Source organism: Hydrogenophaga sp. (genome assembly GCF_051007235.1).
Taxonomy (GTDB): domain Bacteria; phylum Pseudomonadota; class Gammaproteobacteria; order Burkholderiales; family Burkholderiaceae_C; genus Hydrogenophaga.
Genome location: NZ_JBPCSJ010000496.1, coordinates 1 through 3,929 on the forward strand (window position 1 = coordinate 1; position 3,929 = coordinate 3,929).

Genomic DNA, 3,929 nt, shown 5'->3' on the forward strand with positions numbered 1-3,929 from the left:
AAAAAGCCCACCGTTTGGTGGGCTTTGATGACAAGCAAAACGCTTGATTTTGTTGGTTGCGGAGGCAAGATTTGAACTTGCGACCTTTGGGTTATGAGCCCAACGAGCTACCAGGCTGCTCCACTCCGCGTCAAGCTTTATATTCTATCACGCTTTCGCGTCATCGGCTGCCGGTGCAGCATCTTCTGCGCGGTCCACCAGTTCGACGAGTGCCATCGGGGCGTTGTCGCCCACTCGGTAACCCATCTTCAGGATACGGGTATAACCACCAGGACGTGCAGCAAAGCGCGGGCCCAGTTCATTGAACAGCTTCACGACGACATCACGGTCGCGCAGTCGATCAAAAGCCAGGCGCCGGTTGGCCACCGTTGCAACTTTGGCCAGGGTGATCATGGGTTCAACCACACGCCGCAGCTCTTTGGCCTTGGGTACCGTGGTCTTGATGACTTCGTGCGTGAGCAGCGAGTTCATCATGTTGCGCAGCATGGCGAGGCGGTGCTCGCTGGTGCGGTTGAGTTTGCGAAGTCCGTGTCCGTGACGCATGTTGATTTCCTTTCAGTGTTTTGCCCCTAGCCGGATCAGGTACTGGGGGTTCGTCCGACGTTGATCGACGGGATCAGTGCTTGTCGAGGCCGGCCGGCGGCCAGTTCTCAAGCTTCATACCCAAGGTCAGCCCACGCGAAGCGAGCACTTCCTTGATTTCGTTGAGCGACTTGCGACCCAGGTTCGGGGTCTTGAGCAACTCGTTCTCGGTGCGCTGGATCAGATCACCGATGTAGTAGATGTTTTCTGCTTTCAGGCAGTTGGCCGAGCGAACGGTGAGCTCAAGCTCATCCACAGGACGCAACAGGATCGGATCGAACTGCTGCGAGCTGCGCTGGGCGGGCGCATCGAAAGCGGAGAGTTCCACACCTTCCAGCTGTGCAAACACGGCCAGCTGTTCCACCAGAATCTTGGCAGAAGCACGCACAGCCTCCTCCGGGCCAATGGAGCCGTTGGTTTCGATTTCCAGAACCAGCTTGTCCAGGTCGGTGCGCTGTTCGACGCGCGCACTTTCCACCGTGTAGCTCACGCGCTTGATCGGGGAAAACGACGCATCCAGAACGATGCGGCCCAGCGAGCGCGACATGTCCTCGTTGCGGCGCAGGCTACCCGGGACATAGCCACGGCCCTTTTCCACTTTGATCTGCATGTCCAGCTTGGCGCCGGCAGACAGCGTGGCGATGGCGTGACCGGGGTTGACGATTTCCACGTCGTGCGGGGTCTGGATGTCGGCCGCCGTCACCACACCTTCACCGTCCTTGCGCAGGCTCAGCGTGACTTCGTCACGGTTGTGCAGCTTGAACACAACGCCCTTGAGGTTCAGCAGCATGTTGACGACGTCTTCTTGCACGCCGTCGATCGACGAATACTCATGCACCACGCCAGCAATGGTCACTTCGGTCGGCGCATGCCCCACCATGGAGGACAGCAGCACACGACGCAGCGCGTTTCCGAGCGTGTGGCCGTAGCCGCGCTCGAAAGGCTCCAAGGTCACCTTGGCGCGGTTGGTCGACAGTTGCTCGACGTTGATGGTTTTGGGCTTGAGCAGATTGTTCAGCATTCAAACTTCCTTCAGTACCCTCGGCTCGTTACACCGATAAGGCAGACGGAGCATGGCCCGGCCACCACCCACAGGCGGAGACCGGGAACGAAATTAACGGGAATACAGTTCGACGATCAGCGATTCGTTGATGTCAGAGCCGAACTCGTCGCGGTCAGGCGACTTCTTGAAGACGCCTTCGGCCTTGTCGGCCGACACATCCACCCATGCCGGGAAGCCGATCTGTTTGGCCAGTTCGAGCGCTTCGATGACGCGAGCCTGCTTCTTGGACTTCTCGCGGACGGCGATCACATCACCGGCCTTGACCGAGTAAGAAGGGATGTTCACGGACTGACCGTTCACGGTGATGGCCTTGTGCGAGACCATCTGACGGGCTTCGGCGCGGGTCGAGGCAAAGCCCATACGGAACACGACGTTGTCCAGACGTGCTTCCAGCAAGAACAACAGGTTGGCACCGGTGTTGCCACGGCGACGGTCGGCTTCGGCAAAGTAGCGACGGAACTGGCGCTCGAGCACGCCATAGGTGCGCTTGACCTTCTGCTTTTCGCGCAACTGCAGACCGAAGTCGGACGTGCGCTGGCCGGAGGTGCGGCCGTGCTGACCGGGCTTGGAGTCGAACTTGGCCTTGTCACTGATCGAGCGGCGAGCGCTCTTGAGCAACAGGTCGGCGCCTTCACGGCGGGAGAGTTTGGCCTTGGGGCCGAGGTAACGTGCCACGTTGGTTTCCTTGTGATATCTGCCGCGACCTACACAGACAAAACTGCGTCATCACGGGAGCCGTCTTCCGTCGAAGATGGCGGTGGGCTTAGCAAAAAATGCCACCGCAGGCGACTGCGGTGGCGCTCAAAAAGCTTTCTATTGTACCGCGGGAGCGGTACGGGCCTGAACAGGCTCAGATGCGGCGGCGCTTTTGCGGACGGCAGCCGTTGTGCGGCACCGGCGTCACATCGGCAATCGACGTGATACGGATACCCAGGGCGCCCAGGGCACGCACCGACGACTCGCGACCAGGGCCGGGACCCTTGATCTCGACGTCGAGGTTCTTGATGCCTTGCTCGATGGCAGCACGGCCAGCCACCTCCGAAGCCACCTGGGCTGCGAACGGCGTGGACTTGCGCGAGCCCTTGAAGCCCTGACCACCCGACGAAGCCCACGACAGTGCGTTGCCCTGGCGGTCGGTGATGGTGATGATGGTGTTGTTGAACGATGCATGCACGTGTGCAATGCCGTCCGCAACGTTCTTGCGGACTTTCTTGCGCACACGTTGTGCGGCGTTATTGGCGGGTGCTTTTGCCATGGTGTTCCCTCAATTATTTCTTCAGAGCGGCCGCTGCCTTGCGCGGGCCCTTGCGGGTGCGTGCATTGGTGCGGGTGCGCTGACCGCGCATCGGCAGGCCACGGCGATGACGGAAACCACGGTAGCAACCGATGTCCATCAAACGCTTGATGTTCATGGTGGTCTCGCGGCGCAGATCGCCTTCGATGGTGAACTGAGCGATTTGATCGCGAATCTTTTCGAGATCTCCGTCAGTCAGGTCTTTGACCTTTTTGGAATATGCAATGCCGCAGGCTTCGCAAATTATGCGAGCGCGGGTGCGACCAATACCGAAAATGGCGGTCAGGCCAATTTCTGCATGTTGATGCGGCGGAATATTAATGCCAGCGATACGTGCCATGTGCGTCCTCTTTAAACCTGTATCAATCAGCCTTGGCGCTGCTTGTGACGGGGATCCGTGCAGATCACGCGAACCACGCCTTTACGACGGATGATCTTGCAGTTGCGGCAAATTTTCTTGACCGAAGCCGAAACTCTAATTTCATTCTCCTAACAAACCTTTGGATAGCCACCGGGCTGTCCGTACTTTCTTTCTCTTCGCCCCGCGCCGTACTTGGCACGGAACACAATGCGGGCCCTGCTCAAATCGTAGTGCGTCAAATCCACTGTGACCTTTTCACAGGGAAGGATACGGATGTAATGCATCCGCATCTTGCCGGAAATGTGCCCCAGCAACACATGACCATTCTCCAGCTTCACGCGGAAGGTGGCGTTGGGCAGGTTTTCAACCACCTCGCCCTGCATTTGAATGACATCGTCTTTGGCCATGTCGTTCAAGCACCCATCGTTGTTTTGAAGTTGGCTTTCTTGAGCAGCGACTCATACTGCTGGCTCATCATGTAGTTTTGCACCTGGGACATGAAGTCCATGGTCACCACCACAATGATCAGCAGCGAGGTTCCGCCGAAGTAGAAAGGCACGTTGTATTTCAAAATCAGAAACTCGGGCAGCAAGCAGACGAAGGCAATGTAAACCGCACCTGCCAGGGTC

Annotated in this window: 6 protein-coding genes, 1 tRNA gene and 2 pseudogenes; all 9 read right to left on the bottom strand. The window is 58.3% G+C overall.

Annotation, left to right across the window (positions count from 1 at the left end):
• Positions 1-53: 53 nt before the first annotated feature.
• Positions 54-130, bottom strand: a tRNA-Met gene (locus ACR2JA_RS17385).
• A 17-nt stretch (positions 131-147) separates the two neighbouring features.
• Positions 148-543, bottom strand: a complete 396-nt coding sequence (gene rplQ / locus ACR2JA_RS17390; protein ID WP_177137295.1) for a 50S ribosomal protein L17 — start codon at positions 541-543, stop codon at positions 148-150.
• 73 nt (positions 544-616) lie between these two features.
• Positions 617-1,603, bottom strand: coding sequence for a DNA-directed RNA polymerase subunit alpha (locus ACR2JA_RS17395; RefSeq protein WP_434010328.1), 987 nt, complete (start codon positions 1,601-1,603; stop codon positions 617-619).
• Between the two features lie 93 nt (positions 1,604-1,696).
• The gene (gene rpsD, locus ACR2JA_RS17400) at positions 1,697-2,320 is read right to left on the bottom strand and encodes a 30S ribosomal protein S4 (RefSeq protein ID WP_434010329.1); all 624 of its coding nucleotides are present in this window, start codon (positions 2,318-2,320) and stop codon (positions 1,697-1,699) included.
• 175 nt (positions 2,321-2,495) lie between these two features.
• Positions 2,496-2,900 (bottom strand): 30S ribosomal protein S11, encoded by a 405-nt coding sequence (rpsK, locus tag ACR2JA_RS17405; protein ID WP_434010330.1) that lies wholly within the window; start codon positions 2,898-2,900, stop codon positions 2,496-2,498.
• A 13-nt stretch (positions 2,901-2,913) separates the two neighbouring features.
• Positions 2,914-3,279 (bottom strand): 30S ribosomal protein S13, encoded by a 366-nt coding sequence (gene rpsM, locus ACR2JA_RS17410; RefSeq protein ID WP_434010331.1) that lies wholly within the window; start codon positions 3,277-3,279, stop codon positions 2,914-2,916.
• 26 nt (positions 3,280-3,305) lie between these two features.
• On the bottom strand, positions 3,306-3,419 hold the full coding sequence (gene rpmJ, locus ACR2JA_RS17415; protein ID WP_011481465.1) for a 50S ribosomal protein L36: 114 nt from the start codon (positions 3,417-3,419) through the stop codon (positions 3,306-3,308).
• Between the two features lie 72 nt (positions 3,420-3,491).
• Positions 3,492-3,707 (bottom strand): annotated as a pseudogene (gene infA, locus ACR2JA_RS17420) (translation initiation factor IF-1); the annotation flags it as partial.
• Between the two features lie 5 nt (positions 3,708-3,712).
• Positions 3,713-3,929: pseudogene (gene secY / locus ACR2JA_RS17425) on the bottom strand (preprotein translocase subunit SecY); the annotation flags it as partial.